Genomic DNA, 18972 nt, shown 5'->3' with positions numbered 1-18972 from the left:
CTTTAGAAAATTTACAAGTAAGCGATGTGAAGTTTATAGAACTAAAATTAAAATCTTTTTTACACTTTATATAGTATATTTATTTTGTTGTGTAAAATATTGTAGATATTTTGGTTGTAATGAGGCGTTGCTTTATTACAGCCTTTTTTAATTTAGTTGAAGAGGTAAAACATCTAACCCTTTAAATTAGATAGGTAAAAATGAAAAAATAAATAGGATAAGGGGTATGAGTATATGAAAAATCAAGTAAATAATGAATTTAAGGAAATATTAAATATATTTAATGAAGCCTATGTTAAAAGGGATATTAATGAAATAGATAGCTTTATGGAGAAATTATTTGATAAGGATGAAAGTGTAACTATAGTAGGTACATGTGATGACGAATGGTGTATTGGATATGAGGAAGTTAAGGATATATTTTTAAGTGACTGGGAATATTGGGGAGATTTAAGAGTTATAGCTGATGAGGCTACTGTAATGGAACTTGAAAATGCAGCTATAATTTATACTCCAGCTACAGTGAAATATTCTTTTAACAGTAGAAGTGACACATATACACGTTATTTAGGATATATTAAAGAATATTTTGATGAAAGTTCTGATGAAAGTAAAAAATCTAATAAGGTTAAATTAACAGAAATTAATTGGTCCTTGTGCCATTTATTAAATCAAAGGGATGATATAGAAAGAGATTATCTATGGGATATACGCATTTCCTTTATATTAATAAAAAGAGAAAATAGATGGATTATAAAACATATGCAGTTTTCTTTACCTGTAGTTGGACATCTACCAAATGTAAGGGAATATAAAGATAGTTATGATAGAACTGAGGTTAATAAAAAAATAAAGGAATTAGAAGAAGCTTATCATAAAAATAAGATAAAGAAAAATGAAATAATAGATTTAATAAAAGACTTTAATAGTGAGTATCTAGATAAGGATATGGAATTAAATTTGATAATTGATAAATATTTTTCTTCTAATAATATATTTGTTGCTAATACAGATAAAGAAATATTCACTAGTAAAGAAGAAATTAAGAAGTTAATTAAAGATCATAGAGGATGCTATGATGAGATCAGATTAGATAGTGAAAATTCTATGGTTGATTTTAATGAGGATATAGCTTGGGTAGTAATAAGAGGTACTATGGAAAAAGTTATTTCAGAAGAAGAGTCCTTTGAAAATACAGTTAATAAAATAAAGGATATATTTAATAAGGATTTAGATGATAAAGAAAAGCTTTTTAACATTAGAAGAAGAATTGCTGAAACCTTCAAAGAAAATGCTAAAGGTGAAAATTGTATATGGCCATTTAGATTAGAGGGTGTACTTATTAAAGAAAATAATAAGTGGGTATTTAAATATCTCCAATTTGCTTATCCTTTTAATTATATTCTTGAGGGAAAGACAGAAGCGGCATCTCTGATAAAGAAAAATTAATAACAAAGAGACTAGTAGGGAAAATCCTTACTAGTTTTTTTGTATATGTAAGGTTTATTCAAATAGTATGAAAAGCAATTAAAGGGAATAATATAAATCTCAGCTAATGCAAATAAATATACTTGGGTGATGTAAATGGATAAACTTATAAGCAATAAAAATTTTATAAAAATCAGCTCTAAGATAATAATTATTATTTACTTTAATTTTTTATGTATTGATTTTATAACCAGAGATTTAAAAAACACATTTTCAGTGACATTAAAATATTCAGCTATAGTGCTTTGCTTTATCATATCCTTATTAATTAAATCCCATGGATATAGCAAAAGGGATAAAGGTTTAGTTCAGCTTGCTAGGCTATTTACCTTAATTGCAGATTATTTTCTTGCAATTTCCGGCAATTATATCATGGGAGTTTTTTTCTTTTCTCTAGTTCAAATAACTTATATAATAAGGCATAGTATTATGGAAAATAGTAAATATAAAAATTTAATGTTTTTTATAGTATCATTGTCCATAGCCTTAACAGTTTCATTAAGAATAGAAATAACATCAATAGAAAAAAATCTTGTTGTTTTAGCACTTATATATGCATCTTTATTAACCACTAGTCTTTACTGCTCAGTGAGTACCATAACTAGAGGTAAATATTATCAAAAAACTTCATGGATAATTGCTTTAGGTATTTTTTTATTTTTTATGTGTGATTTAAATGTGGGACTTTATAATATAGTAGCAGGAGATAACATAAAATTTTTTCTGGGTTTTTTAATATGGTTATTTTATCTTCCTTCTCAACTTTTACTTACACTAAGTGGATTTAAAGTTCAATATCTAGAGAAAGTTTTTAGTAATATTTAACTTTCAAATATTATGAATGAATAATTATTTAAAATCCTACAAAATATAAATACTTAGATAAGAGATAAGTCTAGCTAAGAAATGTATTTAGATTAAGATGAAATTAGAGTTGTTTAGATATAATTTCAAATGATTATTATATGTTAGAAAGGAGAAGATTATGTTATTAATTAAAAATGGTAAAATATTGACCATGGCTGGTGTGGATTATGATAAGGGATGTATCTTAATAGATGGGAAAAAAATTATAAAGGTAGGAGAATACATTGATGAAGATAACAGTGACATTTCTGAAGTCATTGATGCAAGCAATTGTATAGTTATGCCTGGAATAATAGAAGCTCATAGTCATATTGGTATTCAAGAAGAAAGAAAAGGTTTCGAAGGTAATGATTGCAATGAAATGACTGAGCCAGTTACACCTTACCTTAAAGCCTTAGATGCTATTAACCCTATGGATTCCACTTTCCACAATGCTTTGAGTGCTGGGATTACTGGAGTAATGGTTGGACCAGGAAGCTCAAATGTGGTGGGTGGACAGTTTGTATTTATCAAAACTCACGGTAGAGCAATAGATAATATGGTTGTTCTTGAACCAGCTGCAATGAAGGTTGCATTTGGAGAAAATCCAAAATCAAATTATAATGATAAAGATAAGATGCCAACATCACGTATGTCCATAGCTGCTCTTTTACGAGAAGAGTTGTTTGAAGCTCAGCAATATTATAAAAATAAGAAAAACTCTCAACAATCAGGTAATGAATACAAGGATTTTAATGAAGAGTTTAGAAAAGAATGTTGGATACCTGTGTTTGATAAAAAGATACCTTTAAAAGCGCATGTACATAGAGCGGACGATATTCTAACCGCAATACGCATAGCTAAAGAATTTGGATTAAAAATGACTCTTGATCATTGTACAGAAGGACATTTAATTGCAGAAGAGATAAAGGAGTCTGGATTCCCAGCTATAATTGGGCCAACGCTATCAGTACGTAATAAAATAGAAACACAAAATATGGATTTTAAAACAGCAGGCTTGTTGCATAAGGCTGGTGTAAAGGTAGCTATTACTACAGACCATCCTGTTACAAGAATACAAGACTTAGCAATTTGTGCTGGATTTGCAGCAAAAGAAGGATTGGGTATAGATGAAGGACTTAAAGCAATTACAATAAATGCAGCTGAAATATGTAATGTATCACATAGAGTTGGAAGTATTGAAGTTGGAAAGGATGCTGATATTGCAATCTTTGATGGCAATCCCATGGAGATATTTACGAAAACTTTGTATACTATAATTGATGGTGAAGTGGTTTATAAACCAGAAGACTAGCTACAATAATTTTTAGGAACATGTTTTTCATTTAAGACTAAATATCTTTTTTATTACTTTATTATAATAAAAGTGGCAACAAAGCCAGATAATACTGATTTTGTTGCCACTTTCTTACGTTTAGAAACAAATTCCTTTGTTCCTATAAGTTGTGTCTGTGAAATTTTATTATTTATTGTTGTTATTGTTGTTATTGTTGTTATTATTGTTATTGTTGTTGTTGTTATTTTTGTTGTTATTTTTGTTATTTTTGTTGTTTTGGTTATTGTTATTATTGTTGTTGTTATTTCTACAATTGTTGTTTTCCATGACATATCACCTCCTACCTAACTTATAATTTGCAAAAAAAAAAATATTATTCATTCTAATAAAAAATTATAAATAAAAATTTTTATGCATAGTTTTTCTTATATAAGTGATTTTACACTAGACTAATTAGCAAAAATTTCTTAAAATATAAGATAAATTAATTTAATTTCTAAAATTAATATACAAGAAATGCATTTTGTGAAATTACTTAAGAAATTGAGATGGTGAAAATTTGATTTCCTATGGAAGTATAGCAATTTATTCCCTTAAGTCTTAGGCATAAAAAACAAATTGCAAGAAATAATAAAGCTATAAAAAGCTATTTAGGAGGAAACAATGATAGAAAAAATACAAAAGAAGACAATAACATTTATTGAAGCCATTGCAATAGTAGTTGGAATGATAATAGGCTCTGGAATATTCCTAAAACCAGGTATTGTTTTTAATGATGCAGGTTCACCTATAATGGGTATAATGGCTTGGGTAGTTGGAGGTATTATAACTTTAGCTTCGGCTCTTACCATTGCGGAGATAGCTTCATCTATACCTAAAACTGGTGGGTTATATGTTTATCTTGAGGAGTTGTATGGAGACGTATGGGGTTTCCTATTAGGATGGGTTCAAACAGTAATATCTTATCCTGCTTCGGGAGCAGCTTTAGCCATAGCTTTTTCAACTTACGCTACATTTTTTATTCCAATGAATGATTTCCAGCAAAAACTTCTAGCAGTGGGAATCTTAGTGTTTGTAATAATCATGAATATAATTAGTACTAAATATGGGGGAGCAATTCAAACTATTTCAACGGTGGGAAAGCTTGTTCCAATAGTTGCTATTATTGCATTTGGTTTAATTAGTGGTAAAACTCATGATTTTCGCTCCGTTACCGTTATGACTGAAGGTGCTGGTTTTGGAGCTGCAGTATTGGGTACCTTATGGGCTTATGATGGATGGATAGGTGTTACAAACATAGCAGGTGAATTAAAAAATCCTGCTAAGGAAATGCCTAAGGCAATTATTTTTGGAGTTACTTCAGTTATATTTATATATGCACTAATAAGTATAGCAATCGTTAATGTAATGCCCATTGAAAATATAGTTGCGTCAATAACACCAGCATCGGATGTAGCAGTTTCACTATTTGGAAAAGGTGGTGCTGCATTTATAACAGCAGGAATTATAGTATCTGTATTTGGAGCTATGAATGGATATTTATTAACAGGTGCGAGAGTGCCATTAGCTATGGGACAGAGAAAACAATTGCCTTATTCAACTCAACTGGGTAAAATACACAAAAAATTTGGAACTCCTACTAATGCATTAATTCTTGAAGGGGTATTAGCCACTATTTATATTTTCTCAGGAACATTTAATACTCTTACGGACTTATTAATATTTGTTTTATGGATATTCTTTGTCATGGGTGTCTTTGGTATATTTAGACTTAGAAAAAAAATACCTGCAGATAAAAGGCCATATAAAGTTCCTCTTTATCCATTCATTCCAATGGTGGGAATATTGGGAGGAATTTACATATTATATAGTACAATTGTATCTGCACCATTGAATTCTATAATAGGGATCGGCATAGCAGTTGCTGGTCTTCCAATATTCTATTATTTAAAAAGAGAATAGTGTTCAGCCTCAATGAATTGAGGTATGACTCTAAATTAAAAAAGATTGATTCAGATAATTATTTGAATCAATCTTTTTTATAATGTATAGAAAACTATTTAAGCAAAAATTCAATAGCAAAGTAAATACAATAAAAATTGAATTTTACACTATTCTTATAATTGAATTGTTACGATAAATTAAACAATATATATATAATATGAATAAAGTGTGAAGGAGTTGATATTATGAGAATTGAAGGTATAAAAAAAGTTAGTTCTAAAATGAGTATTGCAACAGTAATAATAACTCTAATAACAGCGATTACTATAAGTGTAGTAATGTCTTATATGAATATTCAAACTAGCAATGCACTATTAGATAGTGAAAGACAAATCTTAAATGAAGATTATGATATGAAAATTAAGGAACAAGTAGAAATTGTAATTGGTATGATAGATACAATAAATAAAAAGACTGAAATAGGTAAACTAACTGTTGATGAAGCTAAGAAACAAAGTGCAGATTTAGTAAGAGAGTTGAAGTTTGGTAAAGAGGGTTATTTTTGGATAGATACTGTTAAGGGTGAAAATATTGTGCTTTTAGGGTCTAAAACTGAAGGAACAAATAGATTAAATTCACAAGATGTTAAAGGAAAATATCTTGTGAAAGAAATAATAGAGAATGGTAAAAAGGAGAGTGGAGGATATACTGAATATTGGTTTCCAAAATCGGGAGAAACAGAAGCATCACTTAAAAGAGGATATAGTAAATTGTATGAACCTTTTAATTGGGTAATAGGAACAGGGAATTATATAGATGAGATTGATAAGATAATAGCTGAAAAAGAAGCTATTATAAAAAAAGACTTAGTAAAGAGTATAACTATTAATATAATTTTACTTATTGCCTCATTAATAGTAGCAATAGTTTTATCATCTTTTGTAAGTAAAAAAATAATAAAGCCTTTAATTATAATTAAAGATTTTGCAACTCGACTAGCTTCTTATGATTTTTCAGCACCTATTAGTATAGAGAGTAAAGATGAATTTGGACAAACAGCTATTGCTTTAAATACTGCACAAGAAAATGTAAATGGATTAGTAAAAATAATAATGGAAAACTCAGAAAATATCAGTGCATCTGCAGAAGAACTTTCAGCAACAGTTGAAGAATTGGCAGCTAAAACTGTAACTGTTAATGAAGCTGTAAATATAATTGCAGAAGGTGTACAAGAATCCGGCGCTACCACAGAGGAAATAAGCGCTTCTATTGAAGAAGTAGACTCAAGTATAAATATATTATCTTCAAGAGCTATGGAAGGAAGTAATAATGCCAGTGAGTCTAAAGGAAGAGCAAGCAAGGTAAGGGATAATAGCAAAAAGGTAAAGCAGGTAGCAGGAGAGTTATATATTCAAAAGGAAGCTAATATGAAAAATGTAATAGATGAAAGTTCTGTAATAGATAATATTAGAGTTATGGCAGATACTATATCTTCTATATCGGCTCAAACTAATCTGCTTGCTTTAAATGCAGCTATTGAAGCTGCAAGAGCAGGAGAGCAAGGGAGAGGTTTTGCAGTAGTTGCAGAAGAAGTAAGAAAACTTGCAGAACAATCTTCTGGTGCTGTAGTAGAAATACAAAAAACTATAGAGACAGTAAAACAAATATTTAATAAAAGTATAGAAACAGGAAATGACATATTAAAATTCATTGATGTAGATATAATGAAGACTTATGATGAATACGAAGAAACAGGTAATCAATACTATGTTGATTCTGATTTTGTAAGTGATATGTCAGAAGAAATAGCAGCTATGTCACAAGAAATTACAGCCACAGTAGGACAAGTGAGTGAAGCAATTCAAAATATGGCTGAATCTTCACAAGAATCTAGTGAAAAAGCAGAAACTATAAAAGAAAGCATGGATGAAACTACAAAAGCTATAGAGCAAGTAGCTCAAACAGCACAGGTTCAGGCTGAACTTGCGCAACAATTAAATGAAATGATTCAAAAATTTAAGATATAAATTTTAAATTTTTCAATATAAGAAGAAAGACTATGAGATATGTAAATTAATAACTCATAGTCTTTCTTCTTATACTATAATTTATTTATCTTAAAAAGTTGTTAGTGTAAGTAGAATTAAAATACTGATAATGTACTTGAATAATTATACATAATATTTATTATAATGAAGAAAAGTTTAGTTATTATAAATAGAGAAAAAAGTCAAAAAACAATATTAAGGTGTAAAATATGTATATTTTCATTGAAAACACTATAAACCAATAGTAAAATATAGAATTGATGAGATATAATAGGATGAGATTTCTATTCATGTTATATTATGAGGAGTATATAAGTAAAAAATAAGTAATAAGAAATTATAATAAAAAAGAAAGTGTGTGTGTTAGTATGAAACTTTTTATTAATTTAGGTGCTAAGAAAAAACTTATATCGGTATTTTCAGTAATATGCATTTTTATAGTCCTGATAGGTGTATATGGAATAATAGGTTGTGCATCCATAAACAAAAATGCAAATGAAATGTATAGTAATAATTTAGTATCAGTTAAAGATTTAGAAGGAATAAGAGTAAATATAAGTGAAATTACTGCTAATATGCTTAAAATTGTTTTTGAAAGGGATAGATCAAAATTAGATGAGCAAATAAAAACTATAGATGATTTAACAAATAAAGATATGATATTGCAAGCTGAGTATGATGAATTACCAGAAATATCACAACAAGAAGAAGAACTTTATGAAGGATATCAACAGGACTTAGCAAAATATAGGGAGAAAAGAAATCAGGTTATTGAGCTTGTAAAAGCTAATGATTATGATGAAGCAGTTAAGCTATACAATTCAGAAGTAGAACCATTAAGAATTGATACATTTGCAAAAATAGAGAGATGTATTGAAATTAACATAGAAAATGCTGAACAAGTTAATCAAAATAATATAGACGAGTTTAGTAAAGTTAGATACCAAATAATAACCTATACTACAGTAGCATTTTTAATCATATTATTTATGGCATATATTTTAGGTAAAAATATAGTAAATCCGCTAATGAAAATAAAAGAATTTGCAAAGAGATTATCTGATTATGATTTTTCAATGCCAATTGTTATTACAAGAAAAGATGAATTTGGACAAACTGGCTTGGCGTTAAATGCTGCTCAAGAGAATGTAAGTAACTTAGTTAAATTAATAATGGAAAATTCACAAGATATGACCGCATCCTCGGAGGAACTTTCAGCTATAGTTGAAGAAGTATCTTCTAAAGCTGAAGCAATTGATGAAGCAGTAAATAATATAACTGCTGGAATGCAAGAGTCAAGTGCTACAACAGAGGAAATAAGTGCATCAGTTCAGGAAGTTGATTCAAGTATAAATATATTATCTTCAAAAGCAATCGAAGGTAGTAATAATGCAAATGAATTTAAAGGAAGAGCTACTGAAGTTAAAAGTAATAGTGAAAAGGCTATAGCGGAAACAAGAAATTTATATGATATAAAGCAGAACAATATGGAAAAGGCCATAGAAGATGGAAAAGTAGTAGATAGCATAAAGATTATGGCAGATACTATTGGAGGTATAGCACAACAAACTAATCTACTTGCATTAAATGCAGCAATAGAAGCAGCTAGGGCTGGGGAGCAAGGCAGAGGATTTGCAGTTGTAGCAGAGGAAGTAAGAAAGCTTGCAGAACAATCTTCAGAGGCAGTAATAAATATTCAAGACACCATAGTTAAAGTGCAAAATGCATTTAAAAGTAGCATTGATACAGGTAGTGATATATTAGAGTTTATAAATACACGGGTTCAAGAACAATTAGATGCTTATGGACAAACTGGTAATCAGTATTTTAATGATTCAGATTTTGTAAGTAAAATGTCAGAAGACATAGCAGCTATGTCAGAAGAAATTACAGCCACTGTTGGAGAAGTAAGCGATGCAATTCAAAATATGGCTGGTGCATCACAAAAATCCAGTGAAGAAGCGGTGACAATAAAAGAAGGCATGGATGAAACAACAAAAGCTATAGAGCAAGTAGCATTAACTGCACAAAGTCAAGCTGAATTAGCTGAGAAACTTAATGAAGTTATTAAAAAGTTTAGAATATAGAGTTTCCACATATTTATTTATGAAGAAGTAAATTGAAAATTAAATTTAATATCAAAAAGTAGTATAAAATAGCTTATATATTTTATACTACTTTTTGTATGTGAAGATAAAATCAATTTAAAGAAATAACAAGAAATATTAAGCTTATACTACTTTAATATATTAATTGATACGATAAATAAAATAATATGTTATAAAATATAAGCTAAAAATGAGGGAGGCTGAAATTATGAAGTTTAAGGGTGTGAAGGTTAAAGGTATAAAAATTAAAAGTATTAAGGTAAAGATGATTTTGTTACTTATGCCTGTAATAATAGCTTCTATGGTTGTACTGGCATATATGAGTTATTCAAGTGCAAAAAAGATAATAAATAGTGAGCTCGAAATAAACATGAATAGTAAACTAAATGAGAAGTCGCAAGAAATTGAAAAGAGTTTGGAGAGGCATCAGAAAATATCTGAAAGTTTAGCTAAAGTGGCTGAGAATTCTGTATCATCGCTGACTGAAGAAAATTATAAAGGTGTGTTGGAAAACTTAATTGATACAAATGATGAAACCTTTGGAGCTGGTGTTTGGTTTGAACCATTTAAATATAAGAAAGATATTCAGCTATTTGGACCTTATGCATACAAGTTAAACGGTAAAAGTACCTATACAAGTGAATATAGTAAGACAGATTATAAAACAGGTGATTGGTATAAAATGGGACAAGACACTGATAAGAGTGTTGAATGGTCATCACCTTATTATGATGATGTAGCGAAAGTTTCTATGATAACTACTACATGTCCAATGTACGATTCAAATAATAATTTTATAGGAGTTACCACAGCAGATATAGATTTATCTACTTTACAAAATAATATAAAAAATATGCAAATAGGTAAAGAAGGAAGGGCATTTTTAATAGATAAAAGTGGTTTATATGTTGCAGATGTAGATGAATCTAAAATTATGAAAACCAATATAAAAGATGATGAAAATTCTACATTGTCAGTCTTAGGTAAAAAAATGTTAACTGATAAGAATGGTCAAGGAACATTTACAGATGATAAAGGAATTCAAAAGGTTTATTATAGCACCGTAGAAGGTACAGAGTGGATTATTGCTGTATGTATTCCTGAGGAAGAAGTATATCTTCAAATTAATTCACTAAGAAATAAAATAAGTATAATAATAGTAGTTGCAATTGTAATAGTAGTATTATTTATATTATTTTTTGCTAATTATATAGGAAAGAACATTAAAAAGGTTAATGCTTTTGCTATGAAGATTGCAAATGGAGATTTAACAGAAAAACTAGAATTAAAAAGCAATGATGAGCTTGGTGAAATGAGTAAGTATCTGAATAAGATGACAGAAAATATTCATTCTATCGTAAAAATTATAATGGAGAATTCGGAAAATATAAGTGCATCGGCGGAAGAACTTTCAGCAACTGTTGAAGAATTGGCAGCTAAAACTGTAAATGTTAACGAAGCTGTTAATACTATTGCAGGTGGTATGCAGGAGTCAGGTGCTGCTACAGAGGAGATAACTGCATCTGTTGAAGAAGTGGATTCAAGTGTGAATATATTATCTTCAAAGGCTATGGAAGGAAGCAATAATGCAAGTGATGCTAAAGTGAGGGCTAGCAAGGTAAAGGAGAATAGCAAAGAGATTAAAAAGATAGCAAAAGAATTATACATTCAAAAGGAAGCTAATATGAAGAAGGTTATAGAAGAAAGTTCTGTAATAGATAGCATTAGGGTTATGGCAGATACAATATCATCTATAGCTGATCAAACTAACCTACTAGCTTTAAATGCTGCTATCGAAGCTGCAAGAGCAGGAGAACAAGGACGTGGGTTTGCAGTAGTTGCAGAAGAAGTAAGAAAACTTGCAGAACAATCTTCAGGAGCTGTAGTAGAAATACAAAAAACTATAGAGTCGGTAAAACAAATATTTAATAAAAGTATAGAAACAGGAAATGACATATTAAAATTCATTGATGTAGATATAATGAAGACTTATGATGAATATGAAGAAACAGGTAATCAATATCATTTTGATTCTGATTTTGTAAGTAATATGTCAGAAGAAATAGCAGCTATGTCACAGGAAATTACAGCTACAGTGGGACAAGTAAGCGAATCCATTCAAAATATGGCTGAGTCTGCTCAAGAATCTAGTGAAAAAGCAGAGACTATAAAAGAAAACATGGATGAAACCACAAAAGCTATAGAGCAAGTAGCTCAAACGGCACAAAGCCAAGCAGAACTGGCACAGCAATTAAATGAAGTGGTTCAGCAGTTTAAAATATAAGCGTAGAATTTTACTCATAAAAAGAGAGATACCATAAAACTGGATATCTCTCTTTTGCTATATATATTTCTTGTTAAGTTGCTTTTCAAAATGTTGAAAATAAAATTCAACATTTTTATTTTAATATTAACTTTCTGTTATTTTAACTTATAAAAATGCTTTAGCTGTGGAATTTTTTTATCATTATTCGTAATGATTGTATTAAATTCCCCTAGAATCGTACCAAATTCATTTGAACTTTGATAAAAATCTGCACCGGTACACCATACATTTCCTTCTTTTACGGCTTTAAAGTTAGCAAACAATTCATTTTTAGCTATAAGTTCCTTTATGTTTTTTACTCCGCCAGTAATGGTGCTGTTATATATAATATAATCTGCATCTTTTGCTGTGGCATAGAACTCTTCCATTCCCATTTTAGTGGTGGAAATTGCTTTAGTTGGGTCTCCTAGGCTTTCGAATATATAATTTCCACCTGCTAGCTTAATCATTTTAGGAATATAGTCATGGCTATTTCTAGCTGATATGCTATTGGATGAATTAACAAAGAAGAAAGCAACTGTTTTTCCGGTATTTTCAATATCCTTTAATTCATCAAGTACCATGGCCTGCTGGATAAATAGTTCTTTCCCAAGCTCCTCTTTATCTACCAGTACTGAATAAAATTTTATCCATTCAGTTTTGCCAAGAGGATGAGGCTCATAACTGGATTGATCAATCAACACTGTTAATCCTAATTCCTCAAGCTTTTCTTGGATTTGTGGAACATGAGTAATCATAGATGATTGAATTGATAAGTTACAGCTTTCAGATTTAATAAGCTCAAAATCAGGTTCACTGTACTTACCTGCAAATAGTATTTTTCCTGCTTCCATTTTTTTTATTACTTCATCAATATACCATCCCTCAAGCTTTGTTCCAGATAGTCTTATAGCATCAAGAGAATCAAGATCATTAAAAAATGGCATAATAGCAGCTGCTACTAAATAAACATTTGAAATTGGTTGCTGTAGCACCTTAATATCTTCTTCTAAGCCCTGGGGCACTTTCATATTCTCAGGAACTACTAAAAATCTTGTATTATTACTGAGGGAAAGCAAGGCATATCCACCTTCATAATAGTCTACCTTGAAATTCTCAGCATATTTAATATCCATACTATGGTCAAATTTCAAATTACCAACTATAGGTGCTTCATCATTACTTTTTTTATCTATATTTGATTTAGGTGAACATCCTACTAGAATTAATAATGACATTGTTAATATCAATACTATTGATATAATTTGCTTTTTCATTCCCTGCTCCTTCTTACTATTTATTTGATATTTTTCTTTTCTTCAATAGGATTCCAATAACTACAAAAGCTATAATAACTATTATACCTATAATAATCTTAGATAAATTTGAATTACTGGATGGTGGAGATGATTGTAGTTGTGCAGACTCTTTAGGTAATTCTTTATCATTTGGAATTTCTGCAGAATCTTTCTTATCTTCCTTAGTATCATTTTCATTAGGTGTTTTTTCAGTATTATTAGAGCTATTAGTAACACCATTATCAGCCTTTGAAGCTTCACCTTCACCAGTTTTTGGAGATTCTGTTGTACTATTATCCTTAGTATCCTTTGTGTTAGTATTTTTACTATTGGTGTCACTATTTACTGGATTTTTACTATTGGTGTCACTATTTACTGGATTTTTAGTAGTATTTTCATTTTTATTCTTATTTTCATTTTGATTTGCACCTTTATCTTCACCGATTGTACCTTGGCTTGAGAGCTTAATGGTATAATCTATTTCTTTAGGAGTGCTCATGGCTACAGTACAAGCTGTCACATTTATTTCTGTATCAAGTGCTGATATAGGGATTATGAAAGTTGAATTTTCACCTGCAGCAGCAGTATTGTTATATTTAGTTCCATTAACAATCATGTAGGTATAATTTGAACTAGTCAATGTAATTTTTGCAGTGATTTTACCACCTGATACAGTAAGGTCTGTGGGTGATATTGCGGTAATTCTGCCGGTACCACCAGTAAATGTTAACTCAACTTTATAATTACCATCTAAAGGTGGGTTGGCGGCATAGACATTAAATGTAAATGTTAATATAATCAACATGGTAAAAACCATTAATGAAATCTTTCTCATCATCTTCATCCCCCTACATCATTCATTAAGTTTTGATTATTAAAAATAATATTAAGCTTCCTTATTAATTTTTTTATCTCTAATAAGGATTCCTATACTTGCAAGTAATACTATAGCTGATATAGATACTATATTGTTGTCCCCTGTTTTGGGTATAGTTACTTCCTCAGTATTTGGCTTTACCGCTTCATCATTAACCTTTTGGTCTTCAACCTGTTGCTGTTTAGTTTCTTCACTATTGGGTTCTTCTTTAGGTTGTTCACTATTGGTTTCTTCTTTTACTGGCTCTTCTTTAGGTTGTTCACTTTTTGGATCTTCTTTAGGTTGCTCAACTTCTTCCTTTTCTATTAAAACAAGTGTACTTGAGTTAAATGTTAAAGTACGATCATACCAAGTTTGATTTTTAGTTGAAAAAGCTGCAACATTTATTCCTGTATCTAATGCTGATACAGGAATACTATAAGTATACATTCCCTTATCATCAACTACATAATTTATTGCATCATTTTCACTTGCTAAAGCTGCATCTTCCTTTGTTCCCATATACAATTTTGAATATCCTGTACCACTTAGAGTAATAACAGCAGACATTTTTTCATCTAATACGCTAAGCTTTGCATCTATTACCTTAAACATAGCTGAACTAGATGTTACACTTACTCCATATTTCCCATTTGCAATTGCTTCAGCTGCAAATACAACAGATGATGTAGAAACACTTAATACCATCATCATAATAGACATAACCAATTTACTTTTTAATAATTTTTTCATTTTTATCCCCCTTAAAATAATAAAAATATTATAATAAAAATTCAATAGATTAATTATTGAATTTTAGTTATTATAGTAACCTGTTTAATTCTCTTTATTAAAAAAATCTTGTAAACTACTAAACACCATAATGTTTAAATTTCTTGCTTCATCTATAAGTTGTTTATTAAATCTATTATATTGACCTATTTCTGTACCAGCATCAATGACATATTTAGAGCTTTTTAAGCCTGTATAAGCAATGTCGTAAGTTAACTTGTCCATTGGTTGAAATGGCTTTGAAACATATACCTCACTACTCAAAGATTTAGCAACCTGATAGTCTATGTCATTTTCATAGAGTATTCCTGTGCGAAAGGGTAAACCTCTCTTTTGAAGTTCTCTATAATAAGGAATACCACATCCATTTCCTGCAACTATAAAAATCTCAGGAATACCAATTACTTTAGGCAGTTCTATACTGCCAAAGAGTAAGTTATATCGATCACTTTCAAGCGCATATAATTCTTCAATTATTTTATCCTTAAAAACATTTTCTGGGGTTCCATAATACTTTATTCTACTTCCTTTAACACACATAATCATGTCAGAAATCTTAGGTGCTAAATCGATTTCATGCAAGGACATAATTACAGAAATATTTTTTTCCTTTGCCATTTTTCTTAGAATATTCAAAAGCTTAATTTTATGATGCACATCCAAAAATGAGGTTGGTTCGTCTAATACAATTATTTCTGGTTGCTGACAAAGTGCTCTTGCTAATAAAATACGTTGTTTTTGTCCATCACTTAAAGTTGAAAAGTCTCGATCCTTTAGGTCGGTAGCTTCAACCTGTGCCAAACATTCTTCAATGATCTCCTTATCAGACTGGGTCAAAGTACCAAAATTATTTGTATAGGGATAACGACCTAAACCAACGATATCTTCACAAGTCATATATTCAGTTGAAATACGTTCAGTGAGAACAACTGAAAGGCTTTTTGCCACATCCTTATCAGATAGTGCTTTAATATCCTTTTTATTAATGTATACAACCCCAGAAATCTTTTCTAAATGCTTTGTTATAGTCTTTAATATGGTTGATTTTCCTGAACCATTAGGACCGATTAAGGTAGTTATCTGTCCTTTTTTGATATTGATATTTATATTATCTATAAGCACTTTTCCATTATAGCCAACGGCTAAATCCTTAGTTTCGAAAAACATATCCTTCTGCCTCACTTTATCCATAGATCATTTTTAAACGAAAAAAACAGCTTCTTACACATGGTAAGAAACTGTCCGATTTTACAGAAACTCTAATATAATATATGACTTAATATGACTTAAATCATATATGACTTAAATCAGGAACTAAATCCTCATAGCTATATCTCCGTAGCTTTAAGAAGGTTTATTGAGCAGGTCTCCTGACTTATGCTTCACCGCTACCTTTTTACCTTCCCAGATAAATATCCAGTGGCATATATCAAAAGTAACTCTGCATTTACAGTGGCGGATCCGTGTGGGATTTTCACCCAGCTTCCCTATTATCCTATAAAAGGCACTCATAAATGGTATATTTAATTTTTACACCTAATCCTAACATAGAGATTTAGATAATGTCAATACAGTTTTAAATAAAATGTGAATAGGATGAATTTTAAGTTAATTTCAAATGTTGTTTATTACTGTTGTTACTGTTAAAATTATGAAGGTTGCGATTTGACACAATTTTTAATCAATGCTAGAATAAACACGTCCTAAATTAAAGAAATGTTTGGGATTTATAACGAAGAGATATCAATATTGTTTTGCATATCCATAGGATCAAAAATTAACTTATAGCTTTTATTGACAGGATTATTTGAGAACTTAGGCCTTCATAGGTATTTCATAGATATATTTAAGTATTTACAAAAATAAAAGAAAAGGAAATGAATTTTATGAAGAATTATAATATAAGCAAAATAATTCGTTATCAATTTGCATTTATTTTTTTTATAGCTATATTTATTTTAGGTATTGTGCTGAGCATAAACACAGGAACGGTGGATATATCTCCAAGACGCATATTTGAAATAATTTTACTAAAAACTGAAGTAGGTACAATGGAAAGTGATATAATTTGGAAAATAAGATTACCACGAATATTGACAGCTTCAATTTTAGGAGGAGCACTATCAGTATCAGGTTTTTTATTGCAGACTTTCTTTAGAAACCCTATTGCGGGACCCTTCGTTTTAGGCATATCTTCTGGTGCAAAAATGTTTGTTAGCTTCGTTTTGATAGTAATGATAAATCATTTTGACAGTGTACCCTCTTATGTTTTGGTTCTTGCTGCTTTTGTTGGTGCTATGGTGTCCATGGGCTTTGTTATGCTAGCTGATAGAAAGGTAAATAGTATGGCCATGCTTTTAGTGGTTGGTATAATGATTGGATACATTTGTTCAGCAATAACAGATTTTTTCATCACATTTGCTATGGAAAGCGATATTGCAAATCTTACAGCATGGTCAATGGGGAGCTTTTCTGGTGCAAATTGGGGAAATGTTAAGACCATATCAATAATTATATTTCCATCGCTGATTAGTATATTTATGATTTCAAAACCAATGGAAGCCTATCAATTAGGAGAAGGCTATGCAAAAAGTATGGGTATAAATATTAAGTTATATCGGTTACTTCTCATAGTTTTTTCTAGTATTTTATCAGCAACGGTTATTGCCTTTGCTGGACCTATATCTTTTGTTGGAATAGCTGTGCCACATCTTACAAAGTTTATAATGAATACAGCTAAACCTATAATTATAATACCTGCAACCTTTTTATGTGGTGGAGTATTTTGTACTTTTTGTGACTTGATTGCGCGTACAGCCTTTTCTCCTACAGAACTTGCCATAGGTACAGTAACATCAGTTTTTGGAGCTCCTGTAGTAATCTGGATAATATTAAAGAAGAATATGCTAAGGGCCTAAAATAAGCATTTTCTCATTTAACTTTTATTTTAAAAGGAGCCATTAGTATGAAATATAAAACAAAGCAAAAAAATACTTTCTACAGAAACATTAAGATTATAATTCTTTCACTTATAATGATTTATTGTCTTTATCAAATTATTCATTATATTTATAATAGTTACTGTAACAATAAACTAAATAGTCAGTTGCAGGAATTGTATATAGATAATACGCAAGAGATAAAAACTAGTGAGAACAATATAAATAATAGTGAAAAACTTGAATCTAAGGAAGATGCAAAAATAAATTTTAAGGATTTACTGGCAATAAATTCAGAAGTAGTTGGTTGGATTAAAATTCAGGATACTAATATAAATTATCCTGTGGTAAAAGGTAAAGATAATGAGTATTACTTAAACCATAATATAAAAAAAGAATCCTCAGCTTCAGGGTCAATTTTCATGGACTATCGTAATAAAGTAAATGAAGAAGATTTAAATACAATTATTTACGGACATAATATGAAGGATGGTTCCATGTTTAAAACATTGGCTAGCTATAAGGAAGAAGATTTTCTTATAAATCATCCTATTATTGAGTTAACCACGTTAAATAAAACTACAAAGTGGGAGATTTTCTCTGTATACATAACAGATACAAGCTTTAACTATATCAGGACAAATTTTGAAAATGAAGAAGATTATGGAGAATTTTTAAGCACAATGAAAAACAAGTCCATTCATGATGTAGGCATTAATGTAACTAGTGATGACGTAATTTTAACTCTCTCTACATGTACTTATGAGTTTTACGATGCCAGATTTGCTATTCATGCAAGACTTGTTAGGGAGTAAAGTGGAAAGAATAAAGTAATATTTAGTTAAACAGAAAACAGGTGAGGAGTCTCATCTGTTTTTTATTTGCTAAAAAAGATGAAAAGCTTTAAATTGAAAAAATGAAAGAAAACGACAAAATTTTGTTGAAATTTATAATTATTTTATATATAATTTTAAATTAAATACTTCTATATGTTAATAAAGTATAAATAGAAGTTCTTATATTCATTATTTTTGGCAAATTGCAATAACAA

The 18972-nt window shown here is 29.7% G+C and carries 14 protein-coding genes and 1 riboswitch; of the genes, 9 read left to right on the top strand and 5 right to left on the bottom strand.

The window, feature by feature from the left end; all coding sequences use genetic code 11:
• The first annotated feature begins 234 nt into the window (after positions 1-234).
• The 3 genes from B2694_RS16210 (at position 235) to B2694_RS16200 (ending at position 3649) form a co-directional block, all read left to right on the top strand.
• The gene (locus tag B2694_RS16210) at positions 235-1449 is read left to right on the top strand and encodes a hypothetical protein (RefSeq protein WP_346886626.1); all 1215 of its coding nucleotides are present in this window, start codon (positions 235-237) and stop codon (positions 1447-1449) included.
• A 135-nt stretch (positions 1450-1584) separates the two neighbouring features.
• Positions 1585-2313 carry a hypothetical protein gene (locus tag B2694_RS16205; protein WP_346886625.1) on the top strand — a complete coding sequence of 243 codons (729 nt, stop codon included), beginning with the start codon at positions 1585-1587 and terminating at the stop codon, positions 2311-2313.
• A 160-nt stretch (positions 2314-2473) separates the two neighbouring features.
• Positions 2474-3649, top strand: a complete 1176-nt coding sequence (locus tag B2694_RS16200) for an amidohydrolase (protein ID WP_346886624.1) — start codon at positions 2474-2476, stop codon at positions 3647-3649.
• A 53-nt stretch (positions 3650-3702) separates the two neighbouring features.
• On the opposite strand, the gene B2694_RS16195 is transcribed toward B2694_RS16200, so the two are convergent.
• Entirely contained in the window at positions 3703-3963 is a 261-nt protein-coding gene (locus B2694_RS16195) for a hypothetical protein (RefSeq protein WP_346886623.1), read from the bottom strand.
• Between the two features lie 331 nt (positions 3964-4294).
• Between B2694_RS16195 and B2694_RS16190 the strand changes: the two genes are divergently transcribed.
• The 4 genes from B2694_RS16190 to B2694_RS16175 all read left to right on the top strand — a co-directional run bounded on the left by B2694_RS16190 (position 4295) and on the right by B2694_RS16175 (position 12015).
• Positions 4295-5593 (top strand): APC family permease, encoded by a 1299-nt coding sequence (locus B2694_RS16190; RefSeq protein WP_346886622.1) that lies wholly within the window; start codon positions 4295-4297, stop codon positions 5591-5593.
• Between the two features lie 227 nt (positions 5594-5820).
• Positions 5821-7602 (top strand): methyl-accepting chemotaxis protein, encoded by a 1782-nt coding sequence (locus B2694_RS16185; protein ID WP_346886621.1) that lies wholly within the window; start codon positions 5821-5823, stop codon positions 7600-7602.
• A gap of 389 nt (positions 7603-7991) precedes the next feature.
• On the top strand, positions 7992-9710 hold the full coding sequence (locus tag B2694_RS16180) for a methyl-accepting chemotaxis protein (RefSeq protein ID WP_346886620.1): 1719 nt from the start codon (positions 7992-7994) through the stop codon (positions 9708-9710).
• Between the two features lie 229 nt (positions 9711-9939).
• Positions 9940-12015: a methyl-accepting chemotaxis protein gene (locus B2694_RS16175; RefSeq protein WP_346886619.1), complete on the top strand. Its 2076-nt coding sequence runs from the start codon at positions 9940-9942 to the stop codon at positions 12013-12015.
• A 137-nt stretch (positions 12016-12152) separates the two neighbouring features.
• Here B2694_RS16175 and B2694_RS16170 read toward each other — a convergent pair whose 3' ends face one another.
• The 4 genes from B2694_RS16170 to B2694_RS16155 all read right to left on the bottom strand — a co-directional run bounded on the left by B2694_RS16170 (position 12153) and on the right by B2694_RS16155 (position 16173).
• Positions 12153-13313, bottom strand: coding sequence for an ABC transporter substrate-binding protein (locus B2694_RS16170; protein WP_346886618.1), 1161 nt, complete (start codon positions 13311-13313; stop codon positions 12153-12155).
• Positions 13314-13329: 16 nt separating this feature from the next.
• The gene (locus B2694_RS16165; protein ID WP_346886617.1) at positions 13330-14172 is read right to left on the bottom strand and encodes a hypothetical protein; all 843 of its coding nucleotides are present in this window, start codon (positions 14170-14172) and stop codon (positions 13330-13332) included.
• Positions 14173-14220: 48 nt separating this feature from the next.
• Complete coding sequence (locus tag B2694_RS16160) at positions 14221-14943, bottom strand: LPXTG cell wall anchor domain-containing protein (RefSeq protein ID WP_346886616.1); 723 nt, start codon at positions 14941-14943, stop codon at positions 14221-14223.
• 84 nt (positions 14944-15027) lie between these two features.
• Positions 15028-16173: an ABC transporter ATP-binding protein gene (locus tag B2694_RS16155; protein WP_346886615.1), complete on the bottom strand. Its 1146-nt coding sequence runs from the start codon at positions 16171-16173 to the stop codon at positions 15028-15030.
• Between the two features lie 152 nt (positions 16174-16325).
• Positions 16326-16509: riboswitch (cobalamin riboswitch) on the bottom strand.
• Between the two features lie 359 nt (positions 16510-16868).
• Between B2694_RS16155 and B2694_RS16150 the strand changes: the two genes are divergently transcribed.
• Positions 16869-17900, top strand: coding sequence for an iron ABC transporter permease (locus B2694_RS16150; RefSeq protein ID WP_346886614.1), 1032 nt, complete (start codon positions 16869-16871; stop codon positions 17898-17900).
• A gap of 47 nt (positions 17901-17947) precedes the next feature.
• Positions 17948-18736, top strand: coding sequence for a class B sortase (gene srtB / locus B2694_RS16145; RefSeq protein WP_346886613.1), 789 nt, complete (start codon positions 17948-17950; stop codon positions 18734-18736).
• Positions 18737-18972: the final 236 nt, after the last annotated feature.

The organism is Clostridium sp. UBA4395, from assembly GCF_002390995.1.
In the GTDB taxonomy this organism is placed as follows: domain Bacteria; phylum Bacillota; class Clostridia; order Clostridiales; family Clostridiaceae; genus Clostridium_J; species Clostridium_J sulfidigenes.
The sequence above is the reverse complement of the archived record's forward strand: the minus strand, read 5'-3'. Positions and strand labels throughout refer to the sequence as shown.

What these genes read in the sequence shown, in the direction of transcription:
- B2694_RS16155 (WP_346886615.1), bottom strand. Translation starts at nt 16,173, where the DNA reads ATGGATAAAGTGAGGCAGAAGGATATGTTTTTCGAAACTAAGGATTTA.
- B2694_RS16185 (WP_346886621.1), top strand. Translation starts at nt 5,821, where the DNA reads ATGAGAATTGAAGGTATAAAAAAAGTTAGTTCTAAAATGAGTATTGCA.
- B2694_RS16195 (WP_346886623.1), bottom strand. Translation starts at nt 3,963, where the DNA reads ATGTCATGGAAAACAACAATTGTAGAAATAACAACAACAATAATAACA.
- B2694_RS16190 (WP_346886622.1), top strand. Translation starts at nt 4,295, where the DNA reads ATGATAGAAAAAATACAAAAGAAGACAATAACATTTATTGAAGCCATT.
- B2694_RS16210 (WP_346886626.1), top strand. Translation starts at nt 235, where the DNA reads ATGAAAAATCAAGTAAATAATGAATTTAAGGAAATATTAAATATATTT.
- srtB (WP_346886613.1), top strand. Translation starts at nt 17,948, where the DNA reads ATGAAATATAAAACAAAGCAAAAAAATACTTTCTACAGAAACATTAAG.
- B2694_RS16150 (WP_346886614.1), top strand. Translation starts at nt 16,869, where the DNA reads ATGAAGAATTATAATATAAGCAAAATAATTCGTTATCAATTTGCATTT.
- B2694_RS16160 (WP_346886616.1), bottom strand. Translation starts at nt 14,943, where the DNA reads ATGAAAAAATTATTAAAAAGTAAATTGGTTATGTCTATTATGATGATG.
- B2694_RS16205 (WP_346886625.1), top strand. Translation starts at nt 1,585, where the DNA reads ATGGATAAACTTATAAGCAATAAAAATTTTATAAAAATCAGCTCTAAG.
- B2694_RS16175 (WP_346886619.1), top strand. Translation starts at nt 9,940, where the DNA reads ATGAAGTTTAAGGGTGTGAAGGTTAAAGGTATAAAAATTAAAAGTATT.
- B2694_RS16200 (WP_346886624.1), top strand. Translation starts at nt 2,474, where the DNA reads ATGTTATTAATTAAAAATGGTAAAATATTGACCATGGCTGGTGTGGAT.
- B2694_RS16165 (WP_346886617.1), bottom strand. Translation starts at nt 14,172, where the DNA reads ATGATGAGAAAGATTTCATTAATGGTTTTTACCATGTTGATTATATTA.
- B2694_RS16170 (WP_346886618.1), bottom strand. Translation starts at nt 13,313, where the DNA reads ATGAAAAAGCAAATTATATCAATAGTATTGATATTAACAATGTCATTA.
- B2694_RS16180 (WP_346886620.1), top strand. Translation starts at nt 7,992, where the DNA reads ATGAAACTTTTTATTAATTTAGGTGCTAAGAAAAAACTTATATCGGTA.